We start from the raw sequence: 6,404 nt of genomic DNA, 5'->3' as shown, positions 1-6,404 counted from the left end.
GGAAGCCGCCCCACCACGACACCGGCACCCACCCCACCCGCGATATTGCCGATGATGTGCGTGCCCGGCCGGTGCGGCCGGCCTGGCGGCGAATAGCCACCGTTATGGCCTGCTACCTGTCACCGGCCGGGCTGGTGGTGACAACCACCGGTCTGCCGCTGGCCGCGACCGCCCTGTATCTGGACGGCATTACCGTCGACCAGGGTTTCCGCACCCAGTTTCTGACCCGGATGACGGATTCGTGGCGGCTGTCGGACATGAACTATCTCGGCATGCCGAGTTTCTACCCGGCGGGCTGGTTTTTCGCCGGCGGCAGGCTGGCGGGTCTGCTGGGTATCCCCGGCTGGCAGGTCTTCCAGCCGTGGGCGTTGGTCAGTATGGCTGCGGCGGGCTGCATGCTGGTGCCGGTGTGGCGGCGGCTGTGCGGCTGCCTGCCGGTGGCCACCGCCATCGCGTTGACCTCCACCTGCGTGGTGCTGGTGTGTGCGGCCACCGAACCGTATGCGGCGATTATTGCCCTGGGTGTGCCGGCGGCCACCATCCTGGTGCGCCGGGCCATTGACGGCCACCGGGCCGCCATGGTGGGGCTGATCATCTATCTGGGTGTATCGGCGTCGATGTACACCCTCTACACCGCGGCCCTGGCGCTCAGCGTGATCTGCGTGGCGGTGATCTTCGCCCTGGTCACCGACCGGTCGTGGTGGCCGATTGTCCGCCTGATTGTCATCGGGCTGTCCTCGATGGCGATAGCGTCGGTGGTGTGGGGTCCGTATCTGTGGGCACGCTACATCACCCACCGCCCCTCGTCGGGGGCAACGGCCAACCATTATCTTCCCCTGCAGGGCGCCACCGTCCCGCTGCCGATGCTGTCCTGGTCGGCCATCGGCGTGCTGTGTTTTCTCGGCCTGGTCTATCTGGTGGTCCGGGCCGTCGACCGGGATGTGCGGGCCATGGGCATTGCCCTGGTGGTGTTTTACCTGTGGGTTCTGGCCAGCATGATTTCCACCCTGGCCGGGCGCACTCTTTTGGGGTTCCGCATGGATGTGGTCATCATCATGCAGCTGGCCACCGCCGGGGTGCTGGCGATCGCGGAACTGCGGCTGACGGGGGTGAGTTATTTGTACCCGGCACAAATCACCCGGTCGGCCGGGCGCAGCATCACCCAGGTGATGATGGTGGTGCTGGCCGCCGCCGGCATCGGCTACGCCCAGTCGATTCCGCTGAAAAACGCCACCGCCATTGACCTGGCCTACACCGACACCGACGGCAACGGGGTGCGGGCCGATAGGTATCCGCCGGATTCCGGACAGTGGTACCGGCTCATCGACGACGAAATCCGCGCCCACGGCTACATACCCCGCGACACGGTGGTGCTCACCGACGAGCTGAACTTCCTGTCCTACCACCCCTACCGTGGTTTCCAGGCTTTCACCAGCCACTACGCCAACCCGCTGGGCCAGTTCGACCGGCGTAACCAGCAGATAGAAACCTGGGCGAAAACCTCCTGGACCTCGCTGTCGGAACCGGCCGCGTTCGCCCGGGCACTGGATACCGCCCCGTGGACGGCACCGCAGGTCTTCCTGCTGCGCGGCGCCGCCGACGACACCGCCACCGGCTGGAAATACGACATCGCCGAGGACATCTACCCCAATGATCCGAATGTGCGTTTCCGCGGCGTCTATTTCAATCCGGCGGTGTTCGCGGACAATCCGGCCCGGTGGGATATCCACCAGATGGGCCCCTTCGTGGTGGTGATTGAAAAAACCGATACCGCAATCCACTAGACTTACACCCCGTGCCGACAACGAAAACACCACCCCGACCTGCCCCGGAAACCGCGACACGGACACTGACACGTGTCTCGATTCTCAGTGGGCTGGTCGGATTCGTCCTGTTCGTGCTCACCCCCTTCCTGCCGGTCATCCAGGACCAGACCTCCTTTGACTGGCCGCAGGATGATGATCTTTCATCGGTGACCGCGCCGCTTATCAGCTACACCCCGCAGGCGATGACGGCCACCGTGCCGATCGAGGCGTTCCGCGACATGCCCGAGGGTGAGACCACGGTGCTGTCGACGCTGCCGAAAGATTCCAAGGAAGCAACCACCAGGGGCCTGTTCGTCCGTCTGACACCGGCCGGGCTGGATGTGATCATCCGCGATAAAGTGCCGCTGGAAATCCCCGGCGAGCAGCTGCGGAAACTCCCCGATTCAGCCGCGGTGACCATCGATTCGACGTGGCAACGCACCACCGTCGGCGTCACCGGTGCCACAAAAGACGACGGCACACCGTTCGGCACCACCATCGACGAGGATCTCCGCCCGCAGCTGACCGGCATCTACACCGATCTTGACGGCGATGACGCCGAAAGCCTGAAACAAGCAGGCCTGGCCGCCCATGTGGAGATCAACTCCCGTTTCACCACCTCCCCGTCGCTGATCAAATACATCACCATGTACGGCGGGCTGATCATGCTGCTTGCCGCCCTGTGGTCGCTGCACCGCATCGACCGGCTGGATGGGCGGGGTTCCCGCAGGTTCTTCCCCGTCGGCTGGTTCAAACCCACTGTGCTCGACAGCCTCGTGGTGCTGGTCCTGGTCTACTGGTATGTCATGGGTGCCAACACCTCCGACGACGGGTACCTGTTGACCATGGCCCGCGAATCCGGGCCGGGCACCTACATGGCCAACTACTACCGGTGGTTCGGGGTGCCGGAATCCCCCTTCGGCGCCCCCTACTATGACCTGCTGGGCGCCATGACGACGGTATCCACCAACTCGATGTGGATGCGGCTTCCCGGTTTCGTGGCCGGCATCATCACCTGGTGGTGCATCACCAAAGAAGTCCTGCCCCGGCTGGGGGCGAAAATCAACCGGCGCGCAGTCGCCCACTGGACCGCCGCCTCGGCGTTTCTGGCTTTCTGGATGGTCTACAACAATGGCCTGCGCCCCGAGCCGATCATCGCCTTGGGGGCGCTGTTGACGTGGCTGTCGATTGAACGGGCCATCGCCACCTCCCGGCTGTTGCCCTTTGCCGTCGGCGTCATTATCGCCACCATTTCTTTGGGGGCCGGCCCGACGGGGCTGATGGCGGTGGCCGCCCTGCTGGCGGGACTGTCGGGGCTGATCCGCATCGTCTACCGCAGGCTGCCGCTTTTCGGGGCGGGTCCCGGTGCGACACGGGGCCGGACCTTGACCGCCGTTGCCGCGATGCTCAGCCCCTTTTTGGCTGCCGGCACCGCTATTTTGCTCGCTGTCTTCGGTGACCAGACACTGGCCACCGTGCTCGAATCAATCCGGGTGCGCGGCTGGATCGGCCCGTCACTGGCCTGGTTCGAGGAATGGGTGCGCTACTACACCCTGATGCTGCAAAACCCCGACGGATCGTTCACCCGCCGCTTCCCGGTGCTGATGCTGTTTTTCTACCTGGCCGTGGTGCTTGCCAGCGTGCTGAAAAACGGCCGTGTGCCCGGCTCGGCGCAGGGACCGTCCAACCGGCTGCTCATGGTGTTTTTCGGCACCCTGTTTTTCATGATGTTCACCCCCACCAAGTGGACCCACCACTTCGGTGTCTACGCCGGGATCGGTGCCGCCCTGGCGGGGCTGGCCGCCGTGGCGGTCAGCCAGTTCGCCCTGAAAAGCGCCCGGAACAAAACACTGTTCATCGGGGCGATCCTGTTTGTGCTGGCGTTTTCCCTGGCCGGCACCAACGGCTGGTGGTACATCTCCTCCTACGGCATCCCGTGGTACGACAAAACCATCCAGTACCGGCATGTGCAGGCCACCAACGTCATGCTGGTCATCGCCCTGCTGGTGCTGCTGGTCGCCGCGGTGCAGTCCTTCGCCGGTGATGTGCGCTCCGCGCGGGCGTCAATGTCCGGGCGTCCCCGCCGCACCCCATCCGGTGGCGGGGCACAAGCCGGGGGGCTGAAACGTTTCGACGGCCTGGTGGCGGCGCCACTGTGTGTGGCCACCACCTTGATGGTGCTGTTTTCCATGGCATCCCTGGCGAAAGGTTTCGTCGCCCAGTACCCGGCCTATTCGGTGGGGCTGGGTAACCTGCGGACCTTCGCCGGGCAGTCCTGTTCGCTGGCCAGCGACGTGATGGTTGAAACCAACACCAACGACAGCTTCCTCCAGCCGGTCGGCGGGGTGCCGTTGGGCCGGTCCCTGGAAGCCGGTGATGTCCGTGGTTTCGAAGCCAACAAGCTGCCGCCGGCGATCACGTTGGACGGGCCGAACGCGAATATCGGCAAACATGAACCGGTCGGCGCGGTCACCGGCGTGACCGATGACTCCGACAACCCGGACAAAGCCGGGCAGGAAACCGGTAAAACCGGTGGTGTCAGGCACGATATCGGCATCAACGGTTCCCGGGCGCGGCTGCCCTTCGGCATCGACTACCGGAAAGTACCCGTCGTCGGTTCCTGGACCGACGGCCCGCAGTTCCCGGCCGAGGACACCACCGTGTGGTTCCACCTGCCCGACGCCACCCCCGACACCCCGGTGCTGGTGATCTCGGCGGCCGGGAAGATCGAGCACCACGACTTAAACGGGGTCCACCAGGACGGCCAGAAGCTGGTGGTCGAATACGGCCGCATGGACGACAACGGCACCATCACCGACACCGGGGAAATCGAACCCTTCGATGTCGGTGCCTCCCCGCAGTGGCGCAACCTGCGGGTGCCCATGGACGCTTTCCCCGCAGGCACCAATGTGGTGCGTATCGTCGCCAGCGACCTGTCGCTGGACAAAAAACAGTGGCTGGCCTTCACCCCGCCGCGGGTGCCGCAACTGGTCAACATGAACGAGTTCATTCCCGACAATGAACCGGCCATGATCGACTGGACCACCGCCCTGCAGTTCCCCTGCCAGCGGCCCTTCTACCACTACGGTGGCGTCACCGAGGTTCCGCAGTGGCGCATCAGCCCCGACCATGAGGCGAAAACAACCCACTCCCAGTGGCAGGGCTACGACGGCGGCGGCATCATGGCCGTCAGCCAGGCGGTGTCGTCCTCTATTGAGCTGCCCACCTATCTGAACCACGACTGGCACCGTGACTGGGGTTCGCTGGAACGCTACTTTGTGCGCACCAATGGCCGCGGTGAAATCCCGAAGGAAGCAACAATCACCCACGAGAAGGTCACCCGCGCCGGCTGGTGGAACCCGGGGCATATGTGGCTGCCGGAGGAAAAGGGCTAGCCCCTTGTCCCGCACTCCCCCGAAAACAACTGAGTAACCATCCGCTGCACCCGCCCCTGCAACCAGCAGGGGCGGGTGCAGCGTCTTATTTCCCGGCTGAAAAGCTCTTGCCGCATCAGCGATCAGGTCCCGCCCGCAATCGGGTTATCCATCGCGCGGTGCTGGCTAGACTGTGCCACACCGGTGATGCGCAAGCAGCCACCAGCCCACAACGATGGAGGTGCTTTCATCCGATGCTGCTGCCCGACAAAGACATCAATCCCGACCGGGCTTTGCTGACTGTGGGGGCCGGTATTCTTTCCCTTCTGGAGACCCCGGCCACCGTGTGTGAACTCTGGGAACGGTATTCCACATATTCAGATGAATCTGACGGGGACGCGACAATCACCTTCGACTGGTTTGCCCTCGCCCTGTCCATGTTGTTTGCGCTAGGGGTTGTTTCCTTCACCAAGTCCGGGCAGCTGGTGAAACACCATGTTTCTGCATGAACCGGGATCATTGGACGTTTCCCGGGACCGGAGCCAACTGTCACGGCGATCGCCATCTCGGAGTGACTGTGTAGCATTAATCCCGCCGGTGACTTACCTTAAAAATATGTGCTTTCTTCTGCGGGTTTTCTGTTAGATTCCGCCCGACATCACCGCCGGTTTCCCCACCGCCACGGCAGTCACCGTACGCCCAGACCGGCAACAACAACCACCACACACAGGTTGTCTGCGCGGCGGGAAATAAGTGGGGTGACAATTTCACATTTCCCAACCAAAAACCACAAATCACTGTTTGCGGTGCATGGATCTCCACCGCTTGTTGAAATAAGAAAAGACACCCTGTGAGTACCACGACGCTGACCACCGACCGTACGACCGCCCGCAAGAAGCTGCAGGAATTCTCCGCCCTGTGGAGCGAGAAGGTCGACCGGTGGAAACAGGAAGACACCAAGCACACTGAATCGACGTATGCCCAGACCTACTGGTCCGGTCTGCTCCGCTGCTTCGGCGTGATCCCCGAACGTATTGATCTTTTCGAGCAGGACGCAACACGGGCCACCACCGGCAACACGGGAAGCATTGACTTGTTCTGGTCAGGCCGGGTGATTGGTGAAGCGAAGTCGTTGGGCAAAGATCTCGACAAAGCAGAAGAACAAGCGCTCGACTACTTGGGTGGCGGGTCGATTGGGCAGCATGAGTTCCCGCGCTGGGTGTTG

4 protein-coding genes (1 of these 4 running past the window's edge) are annotated in these 6,404 nt (G+C 63.3%); all 4 read left to right on the top strand.

Annotated elements, in window-relative coordinates; translation table 11 throughout:
* Positions 1–1,784 carry the 3' portion of a galactan 5-O-arabinofuranosyltransferase gene (locus tag JZY06_RS03390; protein ID WP_456236879.1) on the top strand. 679 nt of this gene lie to the left of the window's left edge, so 1,784 of the gene's 2,463 nt are visible here — the last part of the coding sequence; the start codon falls outside the window, past its left edge; its stop codon occupies positions 1,782–1,784.
* Between the two features lie 11 nt (positions 1,785–1,795).
* Positions 1,796–5,200 carry an arabinosyltransferase domain-containing protein gene (locus JZY06_RS03385; protein ID WP_207118417.1) on the top strand — a complete coding sequence of 1,135 codons (3,405 nt, stop codon included), beginning with the start codon at positions 1,796–1,798 and terminating at the stop codon, positions 5,198–5,200.
* 233 nt (positions 5,201–5,433) lie between these two features.
* Positions 5,434–5,688: an ABC-three component system middle component 6 gene (locus tag JZY06_RS03380; protein WP_207118416.1), complete on the top strand. Its 255-nt coding sequence runs from the start codon at positions 5,434–5,436 to the stop codon at positions 5,686–5,688.
* A 341-nt stretch (positions 5,689–6,029) separates the two neighbouring features.
* Positions 6,030–6,404, top strand: a 375-nt coding sequence (locus tag JZY06_RS03375) for a type IIL restriction-modification enzyme MmeI (protein WP_330617066.1), incomplete at its 3' end; no start/stop codon positions are given.

Source organism: Corynebacterium mendelii (genome assembly GCF_017307055.1).
In the GTDB taxonomy this organism is placed as follows: domain Bacteria; phylum Actinomycetota; class Actinomycetes; order Mycobacteriales; family Mycobacteriaceae; genus Corynebacterium; species Corynebacterium mendelii.
The sequence above is the reverse complement of the archived record's forward strand: the minus strand, read 5'-3'. Positions and strand labels throughout refer to the sequence as shown.